Source organism: Pyxidicoccus sp. M15, from assembly GCF_056858435.1.
The window spans coordinates 1,021,402-1,041,866 of the sequence record NZ_CM166495.1 but is presented as its reverse complement, the minus strand read 5'-3'; the positions used below and the strand labels follow the sequence as shown (position 1 = coordinate 1,041,866).

14 protein-coding genes are annotated in these 20,465 nt (G+C 71.2%); 9 read left to right on the top strand and 5 right to left on the bottom strand.

Annotated elements, in window-relative coordinates; translation table 11 throughout:
* Positions 1 to 31 precede the first annotated feature (31 nt).
* Positions 32 to 637 carry a glutathione S-transferase family protein gene (locus tag ACX9TP_RS04180; RefSeq protein WP_482978405.1) on the bottom strand — a complete coding sequence of 202 codons (606 nt, stop codon included), beginning with the start codon at positions 635 to 637 and terminating at the stop codon, positions 32 to 34.
* Positions 637 to 1,254: a phospholipase D-like domain-containing protein gene (locus tag ACX9TP_RS04175; protein ID WP_482978404.1), complete on the bottom strand. Its 618-nt coding sequence runs from the start codon at positions 1,252 to 1,254 to the stop codon at positions 637 to 639. The genes ACX9TP_RS04180 and ACX9TP_RS04175 overlap by 1 nt, the downstream gene beginning before the upstream one ends.
* A gap of 118 nt (positions 1,255 to 1,372) precedes the next feature.
* Here ACX9TP_RS04175 and ACX9TP_RS04170 point away from each other — a divergent pair, with 118 nt between their 5' ends.
* The 6 genes from ACX9TP_RS04170 (at position 1,373) to ACX9TP_RS04145 (ending at position 9,953) form a co-directional block, all read left to right on the top strand.
* Positions 1,373 to 2,053: a TetR/AcrR family transcriptional regulator gene (locus tag ACX9TP_RS04170; protein ID WP_482978403.1), complete on the top strand. Its 681-nt coding sequence runs from the start codon at positions 1,373 to 1,375 to the stop codon at positions 2,051 to 2,053.
* 47 nt (positions 2,054 to 2,100) lie between these two features.
* Positions 2,101 to 3,555, top strand: coding sequence for an aldehyde dehydrogenase family protein (locus ACX9TP_RS04165; protein WP_482978402.1), 1,455 nt, complete (start codon positions 2,101 to 2,103; stop codon positions 3,553 to 3,555).
* 61 nt (positions 3,556 to 3,616) lie between these two features.
* The gene (locus tag ACX9TP_RS04160; protein ID WP_482978401.1) at positions 3,617 to 5,056 is read left to right on the top strand and encodes an aldehyde dehydrogenase family protein; all 1,440 of its coding nucleotides are present in this window, start codon (positions 3,617 to 3,619) and stop codon (positions 5,054 to 5,056) included.
* A gap of 112 nt (positions 5,057 to 5,168) precedes the next feature.
* The gene (locus tag ACX9TP_RS04155; RefSeq protein WP_482978400.1) at positions 5,169 to 5,768 is read left to right on the top strand and encodes a PH domain-containing protein; all 600 of its coding nucleotides are present in this window, start codon (positions 5,169 to 5,171) and stop codon (positions 5,766 to 5,768) included.
* Positions 5,761 to 6,522, top strand: coding sequence for a PH domain-containing protein (locus ACX9TP_RS04150; RefSeq protein ID WP_482978399.1), 762 nt, complete (start codon positions 5,761 to 5,763; stop codon positions 6,520 to 6,522). Before ACX9TP_RS04155 ends, ACX9TP_RS04150 begins: the two co-directional genes overlap by 8 nt.
* Before the next feature lie 155 nt (positions 6,523 to 6,677).
* On the top strand, positions 6,678 to 9,953 hold the full coding sequence (locus tag ACX9TP_RS04145) for a hypothetical protein (RefSeq protein ID WP_482978398.1): 3,276 nt from the start codon (positions 6,678 to 6,680) through the stop codon (positions 9,951 to 9,953).
* Between the two features lie 52 nt (positions 9,954 to 10,005).
* Here the strand turns inward: ACX9TP_RS04145 and ACX9TP_RS04140 are convergent, their stop codons facing one another.
* A complete protein-coding gene (locus ACX9TP_RS04140) occupies positions 10,006 to 11,628 on the bottom strand; it encodes an ABC-F family ATP-binding cassette domain-containing protein (RefSeq protein WP_482978397.1) in 1,623 nt (540 codons plus the stop codon).
* 241 nt (positions 11,629 to 11,869) lie between these two features.
* On the opposite strand from ACX9TP_RS04140, the gene ACX9TP_RS04135 reads away from it, so the two are divergent.
* Positions 11,870 to 12,496 carry a phenylalanine--tRNA ligase beta subunit-related protein gene (locus ACX9TP_RS04135; protein ID WP_482978396.1) on the top strand — a complete coding sequence of 209 codons (627 nt, stop codon included), beginning with the start codon at positions 11,870 to 11,872 and terminating at the stop codon, positions 12,494 to 12,496.
* Positions 12,497 to 12,513: 17 nt separating this feature from the next.
* On the top strand, positions 12,514 to 13,599 hold the full coding sequence (locus ACX9TP_RS04130) for a phosphotransferase (protein WP_482978395.1): 1,086 nt from the start codon (positions 12,514 to 12,516) through the stop codon (positions 13,597 to 13,599).
* A 22-nt stretch (positions 13,600 to 13,621) separates the two neighbouring features.
* Here ACX9TP_RS04130 and ACX9TP_RS04125 read toward each other — a convergent pair whose 3' ends face one another.
* Positions 13,622 to 16,756 (bottom strand): hypothetical protein, encoded by a 3,135-nt coding sequence (locus tag ACX9TP_RS04125; protein ID WP_482978394.1) that lies wholly within the window; start codon positions 16,754 to 16,756, stop codon positions 13,622 to 13,624.
* A 1-nt stretch (position 16,757) separates the two neighbouring features.
* Positions 16,758 to 19,151 carry a hypothetical protein gene (locus ACX9TP_RS04120; RefSeq protein ID WP_482978393.1) on the bottom strand — a complete coding sequence of 798 codons (2,394 nt, stop codon included), beginning with the start codon at positions 19,149 to 19,151 and terminating at the stop codon, positions 16,758 to 16,760.
* 562 nt (positions 19,152 to 19,713) lie between these two features.
* Between ACX9TP_RS04120 and ACX9TP_RS04115 the strand changes: the two genes are divergently transcribed.
* Positions 19,714 to 20,463 (top strand): GDSL-type esterase/lipase family protein, encoded by a 750-nt coding sequence (locus ACX9TP_RS04115; RefSeq protein ID WP_482978392.1) that lies wholly within the window; start codon positions 19,714 to 19,716, stop codon positions 20,461 to 20,463.
* Positions 20,464 to 20,465: the final 2 nt, after the last annotated feature.

Sequence of the window (20,465 nt, the reverse complement as noted above, 5' to 3'; positions counted from 1 at the left end):
AAGACTCCTGGCGCGGCCCCGGGCCACGGCCCTACTTCATCGCGCGCTGCGCGGCCGGACGGGCCATGTGCCGCTGCACGTAGGCCTGGAGGCCGGGGAAGTCCGCCAGCAGCCCACTGCCCCGGGCCCAGCCGAGGATGGAGGCCAGCAGCACGTCCGCGGCGGTGAAGCCGTCCCCCACGAGGAAGTCCCGCCCGCGCAGCTTCTCCTCCAGCATGCGGGCCAGCTCCGCGAAGCGCTTGCGGCCCCGCTCCGCCTCGGACGGCACGCGCTCGGCCTCCGGCAGGAAGTGCGTGTGCGAGGCGACGCTGGCGAGCGCCGGCTCCAGCGTGGCCATGCAGAACATCATCCACGCGTAGTACTCACCGCGCGCCGGCGTGCCCACGGCCGGGGCCAGCCCCTTCTCCGGGTAGCGGTCCGCGAGGTGCTGGAGGATGGCGGCGGACTCGAACACGGGCAGCCCGTCGTCCTCCAGCGCGGGCACGGAGCCCACGGGGTGGATGCGCAGGTACTCGGGGCGCTTGTGCTCCCCCTTCGACAGGTCGACGGTGATGAGCTCGTAGGGGACGCCCAGCTCCTCCAGCATCCAGCGGGGACGGGTGGAGCGCGTCTTCGGGGTGAAATAGAGCTTCATCATCAGCGGGTCTCCGAGGTGTGGCGCCTCAAGCGGCGCGCCTTGCCCAGCCGCGCGGCGCCCCGCTTTTGCTCCATCCTCCCGCCGGCCGGCAAGATTGGGTCAGGGCAGACCGCGCGCAGCCGGCACGTGCGGCACTCGGCGCCGCTCCACACCGCCTCGTAGAGCGCCGTCACCCGGTCGATGGTGTCGAAGTCCTCGGTGACGAAGCCCAGCTCGAAGTTGCGCACCGTGTCGCCCTTCGCGCCCAGCCCCGCGCCGGTGAGGTTGGCGCTGCCCAGGTACGCCCACGCCCCGTCCACCACCACCGCCTTGAAGTGCACCCGCGGGCACACCTTGAGCCCCAGGCCCCCCGCGACGAGCCGCGCCTTCTTGTCGAAGGCCGCGCGAAAAGGGCGGCTGGGCAGCTCCGCGTGCAACAGCCGCAGCGCCACGCCCCGCGCGGCCAGCTTGTCGAGCACCTCCACCAGCGGCACGAAGCGGCCGCCGTGCTCCACGAACATCGCCTTCACGTTGGCCGTGGCCATCCACACCGACTCGCGCGCGTGGAGCAGCTTCTCCAGCACCACCTCGCGGTACAGCGCGCTGCCGGACAGGAGCTCCGCTTCAATCGGACGCATGGGGCACAGTTTCGCACCTCCACCCACATCCAGCCAATCATCCGCCTCCTCCGTCTGGCGCCAACAGATGACCGCTAGTCACTTGACGACTGACCTGGGGTCACCTTACATCTGACTCATGGTCAGCAACACGGCGGCGAAGGCGAAGCGGGCCCTGCCCCTGCGCGCGCGGAAGGACGAGGACAAGGAGGCGCGGCGGCGGCTCATCCTCGACGAGGCGCTGGCGCTGTACCGGTCCACGTCCTACGCGGACGTGAAGATGGCGGACGTGGCGGAGCGGGCGAAGCTCGCGAAGGGGACGGTGTTCCTCTACTTCCCCACGAAGGAGGCGCTGTTCCTGGCGCTGCTGGAGGATTTGCTCTTCTCGTGGTTCGCCCGGCTGGACGGGCTCCTGGAGCACGGCGAGGGCCGGTGGACGGGCGCGCGGCTGGCGCGCACGGTGGCCGAGTCGCTGGAGGGCGAGGAGTCGCTGACGCGGCTGCTGGCGATGCTCCAGACGGTGCTGGAGCAGAACGTGACGGCGGCGCAGGTGCTGCCGTTCAAGGAGCGGCTCCTGGGCGCGCTCCTGAGCACCGGGGCCCGGGTGGAGCAGCGGCTCTCCTTCCTGAAGGAGGGAGACGGCCCGCGCTTCCTCATCCACCTGCACGCGCTGGTGACGGGCCTGCGGCAGATGTCGGACGTGGCGCCGGTGGCGCGCGAGCTGCTCCAGCAGCCGCACCTGGCCCCGCTGCGCGTGGACTTCACCGGTGAGCTGACGGCCGCCCTCACCACCCTGCTGCGCGGGCTGGAGTCCCGCTGAAGCCCTTTCCTCGTTTCCACACCCCTGAAGTCGAACCGGAGCGCGCCATGCTTGAAGCCGTCCCCTCCCCCATCGACACGAAGCCGTCCGCCGAGCTCAAGCGCCTGCGCTCGGTCTTCGAGGACCAGCGCGCGCACCGGTGGGACATGTCGCGCACCACCGCCGCCGAGCGGATTGCCCGCCTCAAGCGGCTGCGCGAGGCGATTGTCACCCGGCGCGCGGAGCTGGCGGACGCCATCCACCGCGACTTCCGCAAGCCCGCCATGGAGGTGGAGCTGACGGAGGTGCACCCCACGCTGGAGGAGCTGAACCACACGGTGAAGCACCTCAAGTCGTGGATGAAGCCCACGCGCGTGGGCACGCCGCTCCTGCTGTCCGGCTCGTCCAGCCACGTGCGCTACGAGGCGCGCGGCGTGGTGCTGGTGCTGTCGCCGTGGAACTACCCCTTCCAGCTCCTGATGGCGCCGCTGATTGCCGCCATCGCCGCGGGCAACACCGTCATCTGCAAGCCCAGCGAGAAGACGCCGCACACCTCGCGCTTCATGGCGCGGCTGGTGAAGGACGTCTTCCCGGAGAAGGAGGTGGCCCTCTTCGAGGGTGGCGCGGAGATGGCCGAGGCACTGCTGGAGCTGCCCTTCGACCACATCTTCTTCACCGGCAACCCGCGCATCGGCCGCAAGGTGATGGAGGCGGCGGCGAAGCACCTGGCCAGCGTGACGCTGGAGCTGGGCGGCAAGTCGCCCGTCATCGTCGACGAGACGGCGGACCTCACCGCCGCCGCCGAGCGCATCTGCTGGGGCAAGTTCCTCAACAGCGGCCAGACGTGCGTGGCGCCGGACTACGCCTTCGTCCACGCCTCGCGTGAGCGCGAGTTCCTGGACGCGCTGAAGGCCGTCATCACCCGCTTCTACGGCGAGACGGAGACGGAGCGGCAGGCGAGCCCGGACTTCGCGCGCATCGTCGACCCCGTGGCGTGGCGGCGGGTGAAGGACGTGGTCGACCGCTCGGTGGCCGTGGGAGCGAAGGTGGAGGTGGGCGGCCTGGCGGACGGGCCCTCGCGCTACGTGGCCCCCACCGTGCTGTCCGGCGTGACGGCGGACATGCCCATCATGGAGGGCGAAATCTTCGGCCCCGTACTGCCGGTGATGACCTACCAGAAGCGCGAGGAAATCTACGCGCACGTGCAGGCGGGCGGGAAGCCGCTGGCGCTCTACGTGTTCAGCCAGGACAAGCGGGCCATTGAAGACGTCTTCCGGAACACCACGTCTGGAGGCGCGGTGGTGAACAACGTCCTCATCCACGTGGCCAACCCCAACCTGCCCTTCGGCGGGGTGGGAATGAGCGGCCTGGGGCACTACCACGGCGTCTACGGCTTCAAGACGTTCAGCCACGAGCGGGCCGTGACGGTTCAGTGGATGAAGTCGCTCGCTTCGGTGTTCTTCCCGCCGTATCGCGGAAAGGCACAGGAAATGGCCTCCCGCGCCACCCGGCTGATGGAGTAGGCAAGATGGCCGGTTCGGGCGGTGTTCTCGAAGGGGACACCGCCGGAAGGAGAGCCGGTCCATGCACGTGGTGAAGCTGGCGGAAGAGCGGATGCCGGAGGGTGTGCGGGAGGCGTTCGACCGCCTCCAGGCGCGCCGCTGGGACGTGGCGAGGCGAGGGGCGAAGGAGCGGCTGGCCCGGCTCGACAAGCTCAAGGAGCTCATCGTCGCGCGGCGGGACGCGCTGGCGGACGCCATCCACGCGGACTTCCGCAAGCCCCGCGCCGAGGTGGAGGCCACGGAAATCATGCCCGTGCTCCAGGAATTGGCGCACGTGCAGAAGCACCTCAAGGGGTGGATGAAGCCGCGGAAGGTGACGACGCCGCTCTTGCTCACCGGCACCTCCAGCCACGTGCAGTCCGAGGCGCGCGGCGTGGTGCTCGTCATGGCCCCGTGGAACTACCCCTTCAACCTGCTGGTGGCGCCGCTGGTGGCCGCGGTGGCGGCGGGCAACACCGTGCTGTGCAAGCCCAGTGAGAAGACGCCGCACACGGCGCGCTTCATCTCGGAATTGCTGCGCGACGCGTTCCCCGAGGACGAGGTGGCGGTGGTGGAGGGTGGCCCGGAGGTGGGCGACGCGCTGCTGCGGCTGCCGTTCGACCACTTCTTCTTCACCGGCGGGCCGCGCGTGGGCCGGCGGGTGATGGAGGCGGCGGCGAAGCACCTGGCCAGCGTGACGCTGGAGCTGGGCGGCAAGTCGCCGGTGGTGGTGGACGCGTCGGCGGACATCGAAGCGACGGCCGAGCGCGTGGTGTGGGGCAAGTTCCTCAACGCGGGGCAGACGTGCATCGCCCCGGACCACGTGTGGGTGCACGCCTCGAAGGAGGAGGCGCTGCTGACGGCGATGAAGGCGGCGCTGGAGCGCTTCTACGGCAAGTCGGAAGAGGCGCGGCGCGCGTGCCAGGACTTCTGCCGGCTGGTGGATGACGGGTCCTTCAAGCGGGTGCGCGGGCTGATGGACCGCACGGTGCAGGCGGGGGCGCGGGTGGTGACGGGGGGCGGGGTGGACGCGGAAACGCGCTACATCGCGCCCACGGTGCTGGCGGACGTGACGCCGGACGCGCCCATCATGGAGGAGGAGATTTTCGGGCCGGTGCTGCCGGTGCTCCGGTACGAGTCCCTGGACGACGTGGTGGCGCAGGTGCGCGCGGGCGGCAAGCCCCTGGCGCTCTACGTGTTCAGCCAGGACGAGGCGACGGTGGAGCGGCTGCTGCGCGAGACGAGCGCGGGCGGCACCTGCATCAACACGGTGGTGCTGCACAACGCGAACCCCAACCTGCCCTTCGGCGGCGTCGGGCAGAGCGGCCTGGGTGCGTACCACGGCGAGACGGGCTTCCGGACGTTCAGCCATGAGCGCGCGGTGCTGCGGCAGGGGCGCACGTCGCTGGCGCACCTGTTCTTCCCGCCGTACTCGGGCAAGGCGCAGAAGCTGGCGCGGCTGGCGAGCCGGCTGTTCGAATAGGGGCCCGCTTTTGAAGCGGCCCGGCATCGCTTAGACACCTTGAAATGGAGTCCCCCCAGGCGCGTAGTGTCTGGGCGGACCCTTTCGCGGGAGTCCCTGGGGTGGGCCGTACATGACCGACACACGTTCGTCCTCTCCCGTCGTGGAGTCCGCCGCCGCCGCGGAGGTGGCGCTGCTGTCGCGGCTGCCCGCCGTGCTGCGCCCGCATGGAAACCTGCTCGCGTACTACGTGCTCACCTCGTTCCTGGCGGGCCCGGGCTTCCCCATCCTGCTGCTGCTGCACTACTTCCGCTTCCAGACGCTGCGCTACGAGCTGGACGCGGAGGGCATCACCGTCCGCTGGGGCATCCTCTTCCGGCGCGAGGTGTCCCTCACCTACGCCCGCATCCAGGACATCCACCTGTCCAGCAACATCCTGGAGCGCTGGCTCGGGCTCGCGAAAATCCAGGTACAGACGGCCAGCGGCAACTCCCAGGCGGAAATCACCATCGAGGGCCTCCAGGCCTTCGAGGCGATGCGGGACTTCCTCTACTCGAAGATGCAGGGCGCCAGGGACCGCACGCTGCCCACGGCTCGCGACGCGGCGCAGGCGCTGCCGTCCAGCACGGACGACGCGCTCGCCGCCACGCTCCGCGAGGTCGCCGCCGAGGTGCGCGCGCTCCGGCAGGGCCTGGGTGCTCCGTCCGCGCCTCCGGAGAAGACGGATGGCTGAGCTTCCCCACGCGTGGCTCCTGCGACTGCTGAAGGTGCCTCCCGCGCCCCGGATTCCGGAGGGGGACGTGCGGGTGTTCCGCTCCGCGCCCGCCTATCGCAGCTACCGGATGTTCCTCTGGGTGGTGAAGCAGGTGGGCCTGGCCGTGGGCCTCGTGGCCGGCGCGCTGTTCCTCGGCACCATCATCCCGGCCATCGACTACCCCCTCTCGCACAAGATTGCCTGGGGCCTGGAGGCGCTCGCCTGGCTGGGCTTCGTCGTCCAGCTCCCGTTCGGCTTCCTCGTCGCGCGCATCGACTACGCGTTCCGCTGGTACATCCTCTCCGACCGGAGCCTGCGGCTTCACGAGGGCCTCGTCTCCTTCCAGGAGAAGACGATGACCTTCGCCAACATCCAGCAGGTCTCCATCCAGCAGAACCCGCTTCAGCGCCTGCTCGGCATCTCCGACGTGAAGGTGGAGACCGCCGGCGGCGGTGGCTCGTCGGGCTCGCGGGACGGCGACTCCGGCCAGAGCGAGCACCTGCACGAGGCGTACTTCCGCGGCGTGAGCAATCCCGGTGAGATTCGCGACGTCATCCTCGCGCGCGTGCGCCTGCACCGTGACGCCGGCCTGGGGGAACACTCCATGCCGGAGCGGACCGCGCCCGCCAGCACGTCTCCCGCCGCGCTGGAGGCCGCGAAGGACCTGCTCACCGAGATGCGCGCCCTGCGGCAGGCACTCCCACGACAACAGGGACCCGTGCGCACCGAGTAATCCGTTGTTGTTGTTGGCGTGTCAATGACACGCGACGTCCGTGTATCAAAACGCAAGGGGTTTTCGGCTCACGCAACCCGGAGCCCTCTCGCGCCGATACACAAACAAGAAAGGCGCGCGCCCCTTCGGGGTGCCGCCATCAGAGGGGGAAATCCATGACCAGCATCAATCGCGACCCGCCGTCGCCGCCACCGCTACCTCCGCCGCCACCGCCGCCGCCACCCAAGCCCGAGGCAGAGGCCGAGCCGGAGCCGACGACGAGCGCGCGGCCGGAGCGCGCCGAGCTCTTCAGCGCCGACACGCTGTCTCTCGACACCGGCGACTCGCAGCGCGTGCGCAGCCTGCAGCTCGCCATGGGCGGAGTCGTGGCTTCCGCGCCCGACACCACGGCTCCCGCGACGACGCTGCTGACCGAGGACACCCGGGACGCGCAGCGCAACTGCCTGGACGCCGTGGGTGACTGGCTGGAGCTGGCGACGCCGCAGCTGCGCGCCCGCAGCGAGGTGTTGCTCCTGGACGACACGCGTCCGGGCGCCGACGGCACCACCGGCCACGCCGTCATCCGCCAGGGCGAGTCCATCTTCGACCCGTCCACCGGCCGAAGCTACGCCAGCTTCCAGCAGTTCAACGCCGAGGGGCACTACGAGGTCGCCCACGCCACCAGCGGCGCCGCCATGCAGCGCGTGCTGAGCACGCCCCCGGGCTCGCCCGAGCGCCAGCAGGCCCTCGACGCCGCCCGCATCCCCGCCTCCGCGCAGGGCATGCTGCTGGCGGACGCGCCCCGCCCCGCCGGCCGCGCCCTCACCGCGCGGGAGCAGGCCGCCCTCAACGAGGCCGTCCGGCAATTGCCGGAGTACCCCTCCGCGGAGGACATCGGCGCCATCATCGACGGCCAGGGCGCCTTCAGGCTGCCCTCCGGGGAGCAGAACCCGAAGGCGCTCGCCGCGCTCACCACCGCCATGGTGTCGCGCTACGCCCCCACGCGCGGAGCCGACGCGGACCTCAACGGCTTCACCGCCACCATGTACCGCCTCTCCGAGGCCACCCAGGGCTTCACACCCGAGATGTCGGCCGCGCTGGCGACGTCCGCGATGGACGTGACGCTCGCCCGCCGCAACCTGCACACCGGGGAGATTGCCTCCTGGGCCATGCAGTCCGCCACCACGCCCCAGGCCGCGAAGGCGGTGCTGGACGCGGTGGGGCCCAAGGGCATGGAGCAGTTCGTCAAGTCGCTCGGCATCAACGCGAAGGACTTCAACGACCCGCTGTTCATCAACAGCGGCACCCGCACGTCCGCCCTCCAGGACTTCATGAAGGTGGCCTCCGCGCTGCCCGTCACCGCGGGAGCGCCCAACGGCGCGCAGGCCAGCTTCTTCCTCACCGTCGCGAAGCAGGCCGGGCCGCAGCCGCTGGTCAACGCGGACTTCCGCGAGGCGCTCGGCAAGGGCCTGGGCGTCGCGTGCGCGCTGGGTGACGTGGGCCAGGCGCGCCGCGAGTCCGCCCGCATGGGGGCGCTGCTGCGCAACGAGCACATCGGCGGCCTGCTCCAGAGCGCCACCCCCGAGCAGCGCAACGGCCTGCTGGTGGCGTTCCTCGACAACCCGAAGCTCGACTCGCGGCTCGTCGACCACCACGGTGGCAACCTGGCCACGGCCGTCGCCTTCACGCAGCTGCAGGGCGTGACGCAGGGCATGACTGGCGGCTTCGGCACCGGAGGCCGGGTGCCCGAAGGCCCGGACGGCGTGCCGCTCATCCTGCCCGACGCGCAGGTGTCGCTCCCGCGCGCGGACGTGCTGGCGCGCCACCCGGCCGTGGCCCGGCTGGGCAGCCCGCTGTACGCCGGCACCGTCGCCCAGGCCGTGCAGTCCGGCCGGCTCACGTCCACCCAGGCGGCGAACTACCTGGATGACCTGGCGAAGTACTCACGAGACCTCGCCAACCCGGACCTGAGCCGCTACGGCGGGGACCCGTTCACCGACGCCGCCATCAACATCCTCAACGGCGGCAACCCCATCATCAAGTCGCGCCTCAACGAGTACGCCGGCCTCAACGCCGACAGCCTGACGCGGCTGGCGAGCCTCGTGCGCAACTCGAAGGACCCGGCCTACGTCGCCCAGGCGATGACGGCGGGCAGCGCGCAGGATGCGACGTTCCGGGCCAGCCTGCCCCGCTACGGCGAGTCCATTGCCGCCATGGGCGAGCAGGTGCAGAACCGGCGCCGGGCCATCATCGCCGGCGTGGGCATGGTGGCCTCGGTGGCGGCGCCCATCCTCGCCGCGGCGGCGGTGCCCGCGGGCGCCACGCTCACCATCGGCGGCGTCACGCTGGGCACGGCCACGCTCCAGGCGAGCGCGGCGGGCCTCAGCACCAGCGTGGTGAGCACCGCCCTCAACGCCAGCAACCAGTACGAGTCCACCGGCCAGGTGAAGTGGGCCAACGCGGTGGCCGGCGGCGCGGTGGACGGCCTCACCACGTACTTCGGCCTGCGCGCGTCCGTCGTCGCGGCGGCGCGCGGCCAGGGCCCCATGAGCGCGGCGGTGCGCGGCGCCTCCGTGGACGGCCTGGGCAGCATGGGGGCCTACGTGCTGGGCACGCCGGGCGCGCTGGAGGGCATCTTCAGCGGAGACCGGAAGCACCTGACGAACACGGCCATGCAGGGCGGGCTGAGCTTCGCCGCGTCGCTCGGGGTGAGCAGCCTGCTCGAGCTGCCGGGCATGGACACCCGCTCCTACCCGGAGAGCATCGTCGTGGACGGAGTGGGCCTGCTCATCCCCATGCCGCGCCTCAGCGCGGGGGCGGCGGGCTCGCGCGTCCACGGCTACCGGGGCCTGCGCAACGTCGACGTGAGCACCGTCGACAGCATCCTGGCGAATGGCATGCATCCGCGCGCGGTCCGCGAGGGCCGCAAGGCGGTGGGTGAAATCGAGAACGAGGCCTTCTTCCGGCGCTTCTGGACCGGGGCGAAGGAGTCCTTCGGCAAGGACGTGGGAGAGAACGTGGTGATGCTCTCGCGCAATCCGAAGCTCGCCGAGGCCTGGGCCCGCGAGTCCCCCGTCGACTCACAGGGCAATGTGGCGTGGATGGACTTCGCGAAGTTCGTGGCCCGCAACGGGCAACCCCCGACGCGCGCGGAGTACTACTCGGCGCAGCAGTTCGAGCTGCTCCGCTCGCAGCAGCCGAAGGGCGGGCCCCCGCTCTTCGTCAAGGACTCCACCGGGCGCACCGTGCAGATGTCCCGGGACGAGCTGAAGCGACTGGTGGGCAACCGCCCCATCGACATCACCGTGGAGGTGGCGGCCCCCATCGAGAGCCAGCTGGGCTTCGGCTCGTTCGGGCTGAGCCCCTCCCACCAGGAGGAGCCCATCGTCGGCTCGGTGGGCGTCGACGGCATCCTCGGCGTCACCGTCCTCTACGACGGCAAGCTGCCGTGACACCACGGCGCGGCGGGCCTCACGAGGGGCTCGCCGCGCCGGTGCAGCGACTTCAGCTGCGCAGGCCGGGGGCCTCGTGGCCCGTGCGCGCCACGTACTCGGTGTAGCCGCCGCCGTACTGGTGGATGCCTTCCGGCGTCAGCTCCAGCACGCGGTTGGACAGCGCGGCCAGGAAGTGCCGGTCGTGCGAGACGAACAGCATGGTGCCCTCGTACCGCGACAGCGCGGTGATGAGCATCTCCTTCGTCGCCATGTCCAGGTGGTTGGTGGGCTCGTCCAGCACGAGGAAGTTCGGCGGGTCGAAGAGCATCTTCGCCATCACCAGTCGCGCCTTCTCACCACCGGACAGCACGCGGCACTTCTTGTCCACCTCGTCCCCGGAGAAGCCGAAGCAGCCGGCCAGCGCCCGCAAGCTGCCCTGCCCCGCTCGGGGGAACGCGTCCTCCAGCGACTGGAACACCGTGCGCTCGCCGTCCAAGAGGTCCATGGCGTGCTGCGCGAAGTAGCCCATCTTCACGCTGCCGCCGAGCGCCACCGTGCCGTCGTCCGGCTGCGTGGAGCCCGTCACCAGCTTCAGCAGCGTGGACTTGCCCGCGCCGTTGACGCCCATGACACACCAGCGCTCCGTGCGCCGCACGAGGAAGTCCAGCCCCTCGTAGATGCTCCGGTTGCCGTAGCCCTTGTGGACATTCTTGAGGCTCACCACGTCCTCGCCGGAGCGGGGCGCGGGCTGGAACTCGAACAGCACCGTGGTGCGGCGCTTGGGCGGCTCCACGCGCTCGATCTTCTCCAGCTTCTTCACCCGGCTCTGCACCTGGGCGGCGTGCGAGGCGCGCGCCTTGAAGCGCTCGATGAACTTGATTTCCTTCGCGAGCATCGCCTGCTGGCGGTCGAACTGCGCCTGCTGCTGCTTCTCGTTCTGCGCCCGCTGCTGCTCGTAGAACTCGTAGTTGCCCGTGTACGTCGTCAGCGAGCCACCGTCGATTTCGATGACCTTGTTGACGATGCGGTTCATGAACTCGCGGTCGTGCGAAGTCATGAGGAGCGCGCCCTCGTAGCCCTTGAGGAACTCCTCCAGCCAGATGAGGCTCTCCAGGTCCAGGTGGTTGCTGGGCTCGTCGAGGAGCATGGCGTCCGGGCGCATCAGGAGGATGCGGGCCAGGGCCACGCGCATCTTCCAACCGCCCGACAGCGCGCCCACGTCGCCGTCCATCATCTCCTGGGTGAAGCCCAGGCCCGCGAGGATTTCCCGCGCCCGGCCCTCCAGGGCGTAGCCGCCCAGCTCCTCGAAGCGCCCCTGCACCACGCCGTAGCGCTCGACGAGCTTCTCCATGTTGTCCGCCTGGTCCGGGTCCCCCATGGCGGCCTCGAGCTGCTTCAGCTCGGCGGCCACGGTGCTCACCGGGCCCGCGCCGTCCATGACCTCGGAGGCGGCGCTGCGGCCCTGCATCTCGCCCACGTCCTGGCTGAAGTAGCCGATGGAGACGCCACGGTCGACGGCCACCTGGCCCTCGTCCGGGTGCTCCTGGTTGGTAATCATCCGGAAGAGCGTCGTCTTGCCGGCGCCGTTGGGACCGACCAGGCCCACCTTCTCGCCCTTGTGGAGGGCCGCGGAGGCCTCGATGAAGAGGATCTGCTGGCCGTTCTGCTTGCCGATGTTGTCGAGACGGATCATGTGCGTGCGAGGGGGCCCGGAAAGCGGGGTGCGGCGCCCTTATCACGGCGGGCGCCCCGGGAAGAGTGTTCCGAACCCCGGGGATGTGGGTTCTCATTCCGGGGGCAGGCGGGCGGCCGGGCTCCCGGTGGGATGCCGGGGGCGCACCCGGACCCTACCGGCGGCTCGCTTCGAAGGACTGTCCACACTCGCGTGACATGGGGCGCCCCCCGGGCCCCGGGGCGGGCGTAGAGTGCGCGCCGTGCTGACCGTCGACCCGCATCCCTCCCTGGATACGCTGGCCTTCACCACCACGTTCCCCGCGCCCCTGGGCTCGCTGCCCTCGCCGGAGTGGCTGGTGGCCCTGCTCAAGCCCGGCGCCTCCGCGCCCCTGTCCAGCGACGACGCCGTGCGAGGCGCCGTGCGCGACATGCTCCGCCACGGCGGCTACAAGCCCACCGGGCGCGGCAAGCCCGCCTCCGAGTACCTCGTGCGCGCCTCCGGGGACGGCTCGCTCGGCTCCATCAACACCGCCGTGGACGTCTGCAACGCGGTGTCGCTGCACAGCGGCCTGCCCATCAGCGTCGTGGACCTGGACCGGGCCCGGGCGCCGTTCCGCATCGGCATCGCCCCCTCCGGCGCGCAGTACGTGTTCAATGCCTCGGGGCAGAGCATCGACCTGGAGGGGCTCCTGTGCCTCTTCGACGCGGAGGGGCCCTGCTCCAACGCGGTGAAGGATGCGCAGCGCACCAAGACGAACGCGGAGACGCGCCGCACCCTCACCGTGCTGTGGGGCGTGAAGGAGCTGGGGGACCGCACCGCCCGGGCCTTCGCCTGGTACCGCGAGCTGCTGGAGCGCGCGGGCGCCACCGTGGAGCGGCTCCCCTGAGCGCCCCGGACCTGGACATGCTCCTCGCGGACGGCGCGCGTGCGCTCTCCGCCGCGTGGGGGCGGCCCGTGCTGCTGTCCGGGCCCCAGGTCCTGCGCACCCAGTCGCGCTGCGACGTCGTGCGCGCCTTCGTGCGTGGCGGGGAGATGGCCACCGTCATCCTCAAGCACTTCCGCGACGACCCGATACTGGGCCTGGACGAGTGGACGGGGCTGGAGTTGCTCGGGCGCCTCAACCTCACCACCGCGCCGGGCCTCATCGCCGGGGACGTGTCCACGCGCCTGTTCGTCCTGGAGGATTTGGGCACCGGCCCCAGCCTGGAGGATTTGCTCAACGGCAATGACCCGCGCGCCGCCACCAGCGGGCTGCTCGCGGTGGCGCGCCTCACCGGGCAGATGCACGCGCGCACCCTGGGCGTGCAGGCCGACTTCGACCTCATCCGCCACACGCTGAGCCCCCGGCCCTCGCGGGCGCGCATCGACAACGCGCGCTACCTGCTGGACCACGAGGACCGGCTGCACCGCTGGGTGACGGCCACCGGCGCGGTGGAGGCGCCCGGCACGCATGAGGATTTGGAGGTGCTCGCGCGGGAGCTGGCGGACCCGGGGCCCTTCCTCGCCCTGACTCATGGGGACATGGCGCCGGGCAACACCATCTTCACGCCGAACGGCGCGCGGCTGCTCGACTTCGAGTACTGCGGCATGCGCCATGCGCTCTACGACTGCCTGATGTGGCTGCTCGTGGTGCCGCTGCCCGAGGAGCTCATCACCCGCGCGGAGCTGAGCTACCGCATCGCCTGCTCGCAGGCCTGCGACGCGGCACAGGTGGACGCCTCGTGGATGCGGGCTCGCGCCGCCATCACCGCGGCGCGCACGGTGAACCTGCTCCAGTGGATTGCACCGAAGGCCCTGGAGAGGGACCGCGAGTGGGCCCCGGGCTTCTCCGAGCGCGCGGCGCTGCTGCGCCACCTCGCGCGCTGCCGCACCGTGCTGGAGCCGGTGAATCCCGTGCCCGCGCTGGCTCGCACGCTGGCGTCGCTGGAGTCGCGGCTCAAGGAGCGGTGGGCGGACACGCCCGCGTTCGTCTGGCCCGCGTTCCAGTAGGACGGCGGGCGCGATTCAGGACCTACCCGCCCGAGGGCCTGGGCTGCCCACCGGGCGACAGCGCCAGGTCCGCGCTGCCGTAGAGCGTGTAGACCAGCCCCAGTGGGTTGTACCGGAACATGAGCGCGCGGCGCGCCTCCAGCAGCGCCTGTCCCGCCGACGTCCGCTTCAGGAAGCGCTCGAAGAACAGGCGCGCCATCTCGGTCGCGAGCCCCTCCCAGATGGCCACCTCGGTTCCGATGATGCCTCCCGCGCGGGCCGCCATCAGGTTGAGGATGAGCTGCGCAGGCCGCGTGGAGTCGAAGGCCGCCGTGCCGCACCCGTTCAGGAAGAACAGCGGCTGGTGGCTCAAGGGCGGAAGGCTGGCGAACCCCGAGGCGGTAATCCACCCCACGGCCCCCTTGGCCCCCAGCGCCAGGTGGGGCTCGTCCGGCTGGGAAGCCGTGCCCTCCGGCGACGGCGGCCTCTTCGCGTAGGCGTGGCAGTAGAGGTAGACGACGTCCGGAGCGCCCTGCGTCGCCTCCAGCAGGTCCAGCAGGTCATCCCGCCCCTGCGCGACATGGAGGTTGGCCAGGCGCGGGTTCGTCTTCTCGAGCCAGTCCGTCAGCTCCGTGAAGTGCTGCGCGGCCAGCGACAGGCCCTCATGCCGGCCCGTGAGCACCGTGACGGGGTCGCCGCTGGGGATGACCGGAGGGAGCGGGCGGGGAGCCTCGCCCAGGTGCACCACCTGCTGCGGCGGCACCTCCACGATGTGCCGGAAGCCCCAGAAGTGACGCGGGCAGGCCACGGTCTTCTTCGTGTGGCCCGTCGTGGCCCGCTGCTTCTCGTGGAGCGGGCAGCGCTCGGACTCGCCGCACCGCGCGGCTCCCGGGCTCCCATCCGCGCCGGGCAGCGCCGCATCGCACGCGACGGGGGCGGGAGTCTGGCGATCCGCATCGAAGTCCCGGTCGTAGACGAGCGCCCAGGGGATGACGTTCTCCAGGCTCATGTGCGCCACGTTGATGACCTGCCCATCCTCGGCGAGCTCCCCCTGGACGGCGGCCCTGGCGACGGATGAGGGGACGAGCTGGGTGAACAGACTCCAGCCGTGCCGGGCCAGCTCGAGCAGCGTCGTCTTGAAGTGCGCGGGGTCGCCGCGGTTCAGCTTTCCCTGGAAGAAGTACCCATAGTTTCCCTGCGGGTTCTTCGAGGACTCCAGGAGCGTCTTCCGGAGCGCGTCCACCACCGGCCCCAGGTTGCCGCCGACCTGCACGTGGAAGAGCTCCTTCCCCTTGACGGTGACCACGTCCTGACCGGCGCTGCGGTTGACGGCGAAGCTCAGCGTCCGGGGCGGCGCGTCGGGGCTCTCCTGCAGCTCCCCCACCGCGCTGTATTCGAGCCGGACGAGGGAGCCCGTCTCTGCCACCCGGAGCACCTCCTCCACGTCCACGCCGAGCCCTTCCGCCAGCCTCAGGGCACGAGCCGCCCAATCCTCCTTTGTTGTCCCGGGGCGCCGCACCCGCGCCACGAGCCGGAACGACTGCAGCAGGTTGCCGCGCTGGTAGAGACACAGGCGCAGGCGGGCCACGCCCTCGACACGGGTCTCCGGGTGCAACGCGAGGGCGAAGACGACGGCGTCGCTCGGGCCCTGCCTCGGCAGCCAGAGTGGCTGGACGGGCGAGCCCAGCACGTCGAAGTCCATCCCCGTCACCCCGATGTCGAGGAACTGTCCCGCCTGGTCGAGCGTCCAGTGCAGCCCCTCCTCCAGCAGGGCCATGGAGCCGATGCCGGGAATGCCCTCACGCAGCGAGGCAATCCGCACGCTCAGGTGCACCACCTGCTCCGGCTCAAGCAGCGTGGAAGCCGCTTCGAGCTCGCGGAGCCCACCGTCCTCGCCTTCGACGTGCAGGGACGTGTTGACCTGCCGCGGTGGTGTGTAGGACTCCGGGATGGGGCTGGGCGAGGTGGACTCGAGCCCCGGCGTCCTGGAGAAGCTGAGGAGACCTGGCACCCGGGGCAGCGCGGCCTTCACATGGCTGCGCAGGGTTCCCAGGAGACGGGACAGCGGCAGCATGCCTCCCGACTCGTGGTCGAAGTTGAGCGAGGCCAGCAGGTTGGTCACCTCACGGAACTCCGCGCGAAGGACAGGCTCCGCCTTCGGGTTCGCACGGATGAGGTCCGCCTCGACGACCGGCCGTGCCAGCTCCGTGGCGATGGTGGACGGCCGCAGCAGGTCCTCCCGTCCCGCGCCCCCGAGGAGCACGCAACCGGGAGCGCGCAGCGCGTCCAGGGGCCGGTCGTGGACGAGCTGCTCGTAGAGCTGCGCGCGCCACCCCGGGTTCCCGGCCGGCCCGAGCAGCACCGCCGGCCCGCCCCGCCCCACCAGCGCGTGTGCAAGGCGGAGGAGGCCGAGCGCGTCCTCCTGGCCCTCATACTCGAGCACCACCAGCCGCGTCTGCCACGAGTCCGTCAGCCGGAAGAGCCAGCCCAGCGTTCCAGGCGTGTCCGGGGCAGCCGTCGACAACAACCTCTCCGACCGGAAGAACCCCGCATCCGAGAAGTGCAGTACCTGCACCGAGGGCCAGCTTCGCAGCCGGAGAAAGGGTTCGAGCACCTCGGGGTCACAGGCCTCCACGTCCACGGCCTCCGCCCAGCCCGGCAACGAGCCGAAGACCGAGGACACGAGCCCGGCGATGGCGCCTCGCCTCTCGCTTCGGGAGTCCAGCTCCATCACCCGCACCGGAAGCGTGAGGGGAATGCGCGCCACGCGGGGACGCACCGGAGAGACCCGGACGGCGGAAAACGTCATGGCGAGCCAGGACGCGAACCCGCGAGCCCTCGCCTCCACCGGCTCACGCAGTGCTTCCAGGTTGAAGACCTCCCACCTCGGGTCCCGGACCTCGAACACCAGTCGCGGCAGGGAGCGCTCCCAGGGGTCAGTGGGTTGCTCTCGGGAGTAGCGCGCCACGAGCCTCTGGGCCGCGTGTGGCAGCCGGAGCGCCTCGAGCAACTCATCCTCCGCGGGCCCCCTGACTGACTCCCACCGCTCGACCTCCTCCGGACTGAAGTGGTGCGCGAAGAGGAGGCCCCTCATCCAGGTCTCCGCCCGGGTACCGCCGTCCTCCGAGCGCTGGAGGACGATGCGGATGTCGAAGCGGCGGTAGCGAATGATTGCCATCTCAGCTCCCTCCCGCCGGAGGCGCGGGCGCGGCCGGCTGTGGCGTGCCCTGCGCCGGAGTGATGATGCGCTGGATGAGGGGCGCGAGCCCGGGGTGCACGAGCTGGTGGAGTCCGAATCCCCAGAGCAGCGCGACGAGCCAGTCGCCCCATCCGCCCCACATCAGGTCATCCACCCAGAGGAGCTTCAGTCCCACCAGCGAAGCCAGCGCGAGCGTGAAGACCATGACGATGAGGTCCGAGAGCCAGAGCCTCCTGCCAATCCAGGCCATGCCCTGCGCGGGCGTGCGCCCCTCGAGCCACGGCGTGCGCCCCAGCCGCAGGCTCTGGGACAGCGACTCGGGCAACGACTCCAGCGACACTCCGGCTGGCGTGGCCCCGGGCGCCGCCCCCCCGGCTCCCATCATTCCGCCCGCTCCCGCCGCCGGGGGAGCTGTGCCCACGTCGTAGTTGGCGCGGGCCTTCTCGTAAGCGACCTGCGCATCCGAGAGCTTTCCCTCCTCCGCGAGCCGCACCGCGTTCTCGGACCCGGTGCGCGCCTCCTCCAGGGCCTCCTTCGCCGCATCCGAGAGCCCGGCCGTCGGCAGCCCCTTCACCTTCTCGAAGAGCGCGGTTCCCACCGACCGCAGGTAGTGCTTCATGGCCTGCTCGTAGGCCGTGACGGCCGCCTCCGTGTCGAGCACGGGGCCCGCCCGCAGCGGGGCCAGGAGGCCGTTGACGCTCGCTCCGAGCGAGGCCCACTCGGCCAGCGTCATGAAGGCGGGAGGCGCGCCCGCGAGTCCGGCGGTCAGCTCGTCCGCCAGCAGGCTCGCATAGGCCGCCCGCGCGGTGTCGAGCGCCCGGGACGCGGCCTGGGAGTCACGGTCGAGCTCCCGCTCCGCGACCTCCAGGCTCGGCACCACCCGGCTCGTGAGCAGGAGGACCGTGTTCGACGTGGGCGCGGCCCGCTCGGCCGCCTTCACGCGGTCTCGGAGGCTCTGGATGCCCGTGGCGAGGTGCTGCCGGACCAGCTTCTGCAGCTCACCGGGAAGCTCCCTGAGCGTCTTCTCCGCGCCGTCCATGTCCGTGGTCGTCGCGTCCGGAGTCACCAGCTTCGCTCTCACCTCCTCGAGCTTCTTGAGGGGCTCGGCCTGGAGCTGCGCCGGCTGCATGGCGAGGACGGCCTTGCGCAGCCGGACCCAATTCCGCGCCGCCGTCACCTTCCGCTCCAGCACGTCCAGCTTCGAGCCGAGCGCGTCCACGCTCACGAGGACCTGCCAACGGGAGATTCCCAGGCGGAGGGTGTCGACCTGCTCCCGGAGGTTCTTCGCCAGCGTGCGCCCGGCGTCATCGCACTCGGGGGAGGCCGCCAGGTCATCCAGGGACTGGAGCTGGGCCAGCGTCCGGTGCTCGAGCAACAGCCGTGGGCGCTCCGACGTCTGGTAGGTGCGGATGCCGAAGGACACGAGCACGCCCAGCAGGATGAGCAGGAACGCCACCCAGGAGGACTGCCGCAGGTACAGGGTGAAGGTCGCATCCAGCGGCGGACCTCCGGCGGAGGCGATGCGCACCTTGCCCTTGTAGAGACCGGCTCCCGGCAGGTCCGAGTCGATGTCGAGCAGGACGGGCAACACCTGCCGGCGCCCGAGCACCAAGGAGCCTTCCGAGGCCGTTCCGCCATCGGCCAGCAGGGTCTTCGCCGTGGCGGGCACGTGGAACGCGGTGGCCGTGTCCGCGGCATCCTCCTGGAAGGTCAGGCTGGTGAGCACGGGCGGGTAGAGGCTCGCGGGAGAGCCTGCCGTCTCGCGCAGCGTGAGCGGGATGCGCACGGAGTCGTTGCCGGTGGTGTCCCGCACGCGAATCGCCGCCTCGGCGAGCTCGACGTTCAGGGCAGGTCTGGGCCAGGTGATGATGACCTCGGTGGCGGACTGCTCGCGTTCCCCCTGGAGCAGCGCGATGCGGCCACGGTACGTCCCGGGCTGGTCGAGGCTCGTCCGGAGCCTGACGGAGACGGACTCCATGGCACCGAGCGACACCGCGCCCAGCCCCGCGTCCTTCTCGTCCAGGAGTTCCACCGGGCCGGCGCTCACCCCCGACTCGTCCCGCAGTCCGCTGGCTCGCAGCCGCACGCCTTCAGCCCGGGCATTCCACATCTCGTCGAGCTGGAGCGTATGGGTCACCACTCCGCCGTCGCTCCAGAGCCGGAGGGGCTGTCCGTCGGAGTGGCCGCGGAAGACGACCTGCCCGGCCGCGAGCCCCGCGTCGGCGCCGCCGTCGCTCCCCGCGTCCACACCCGAATCAGGAACCGTGGGTCGCCCCGCGTCGGTAGCCGTGAGTCGTCCCGCGTCGGCAACCGTGGGTTGCCCCGCATCCTGTGCCGCCGCGGGCACCGCGAGCAGCAGCACCAGGATTGCCATACAGACGCCAGCGCCACCCCACGGACCGCCCGAATGCTCGTGCATCGAAGCCCCCAGCGAGAAACCGGTACGTCGTGCCCCCGGCCCCGCAGCATATGCCAGCGGTCATGCCCTGACGCGGGCGAACACGGATGTGTCCCCAAAGACCCGCCTCGGCGTTGCCGCGTCTGTGTATGGGGTTGCTCCCAGCCTGAGCGGCCGCGAGCGCCAGGCGGAAGCCGAGGCACGGCGCCACTTGCGTCTGCTCGGCCCCGAGCGCGAAGCCGAAGCGTGGCCCCACTTGCGCCAGGCGGAAGCCGAGGCACGGCGCCACTTGCGTCTGCTCGGCCCCGAGCGCGAAGCGTGGCCCCATTTCCGTTCCGTTCGGCCCGGACGCGGGGCGGAAGCCGTGGCGCGGCTCCTCTTCCGTTGAGGGCCGAGGGTGCGGCCGGGGGCCGGGCGGCCTTCTCGTGGAAGGAACGTTCATTCCACGGCCCGCCCATGCACGGCGGCCGCGAGGGCTTTATCGCCAGGGACGCCGATTCAACCCTGACGCAATCCACGGATTGCTCTGTTCCCACGCATGCCGATTCTCTTCCTCCTGCTGACGCTGGCCGCGATGCTCGGACTGGGCACCGCCGCACTGGCGGGCCGCCCCCAGACCGCGCCGAGAGAGACCACTCCGGCCGAGGCTCCAATCGCCCCGGCCGCCCTGCGCACGCCCATCCGCTATGCCGCCCTGGGCGCTTCCGACACCGTCGGCGTCGGAAGCCGCTCGCCCGCGAGCGAGAACTGGACCGCGCGCCTCCGCGCCGCACTGCCCGAGGGCACGGTGTATGACCGCTTCGCGCGCAGCGGCATCACGCTCGCGGAGGCGGAGGATGTCGAACTCCCCCGCGCCATCGCCTTCCACCCCACGCTCGTGACGATGTGGCTGTCGGTGAACGACGCCCTCCGTCCCGTGCCGCTGCCCACCTACCAGAAGACCCTCCAGGCCACGCTCGAGCGGCTGATGCGCGAGACGGATGCCCGGGTGGTGCTGCTCAACGTCCCGGACCTCGCGACGCTCGCCGGCTCACATGCCACGTCCGAGATGCGCGCGAAGCTCCGCGAGCAGGTCAGCGCCTGGAACGCGGCCATCAACGAAACGGCCCGCCCCTTCGGTCCGCGCGTCCTCGTCGTGGACCTGCTGCCCGCCTCGCGCGAGCTGGCCGTGCATGACGAGTGGCTCTCCGCCGACGCCTTCCACCCGAGCCCCGCCGGCTACCAGAAGCTCGCCGACGTCACGCTCCAGGCCATGCAGCGCGCCGGGTGGCTGCCGCCGGCGCACTGACC

Excerpts from the sequence above, each read along its gene's own strand:
- ACX9TP_RS04125 (WP_482978394.1), bottom strand. The coding sequence starts at position 16,756 with ATGGCAATCATTCGCTACCGCCGCTTCGACATCCGCATCGTCCTCCAG.
- ACX9TP_RS04115 (WP_482978392.1), top strand. The coding sequence starts at position 19,714 with ATGCCGATTCTCTTCCTCCTGCTGACGCTGGCCGCGATGCTCGGACTG.
- ACX9TP_RS04120 (WP_482978393.1), bottom strand. The coding sequence starts at position 19,151 with ATGGCAATCCTGGTGCTGCTGCTCGCGGTGCCCGCGGCGGCACAGGAT.
- ACX9TP_RS04160 (WP_482978401.1), top strand. The coding sequence starts at position 3,617 with ATGCACGTGGTGAAGCTGGCGGAAGAGCGGATGCCGGAGGGTGTGCGG.
- ACX9TP_RS04150 (WP_482978399.1), top strand. The coding sequence starts at position 5,761 with ATGGCTGAGCTTCCCCACGCGTGGCTCCTGCGACTGCTGAAGGTGCCT.
- ACX9TP_RS04170 (WP_482978403.1), top strand. The coding sequence starts at position 1,373 with ATGGTCAGCAACACGGCGGCGAAGGCGAAGCGGGCCCTGCCCCTGCGC.
- ACX9TP_RS04140 (WP_482978397.1), bottom strand. The coding sequence starts at position 11,628 with ATGATCCGTCTCGACAACATCGGCAAGCAGAACGGCCAGCAGATCCTC.
- ACX9TP_RS04145 (WP_482978398.1), top strand. The coding sequence starts at position 6,678 with ATGACCAGCATCAATCGCGACCCGCCGTCGCCGCCACCGCTACCTCCG.
- ACX9TP_RS04175 (WP_482978404.1), bottom strand. The coding sequence starts at position 1,254 with ATGCGTCCGATTGAAGCGGAGCTCCTGTCCGGCAGCGCGCTGTACCGC.
- ACX9TP_RS04130 (WP_482978395.1), top strand. The coding sequence starts at position 12,514 with ATGCTCCTCGCGGACGGCGCGCGTGCGCTCTCCGCCGCGTGGGGGCGG.
- ACX9TP_RS04180 (WP_482978405.1), bottom strand. The coding sequence starts at position 637 with ATGATGAAGCTCTATTTCACCCCGAAGACGCGCTCCACCCGTCCCCGC.
- ACX9TP_RS04165 (WP_482978402.1), top strand. The coding sequence starts at position 2,101 with ATGCTTGAAGCCGTCCCCTCCCCCATCGACACGAAGCCGTCCGCCGAG.
- ACX9TP_RS04155 (WP_482978400.1), top strand. The coding sequence starts at position 5,169 with ATGACCGACACACGTTCGTCCTCTCCCGTCGTGGAGTCCGCCGCCGCC.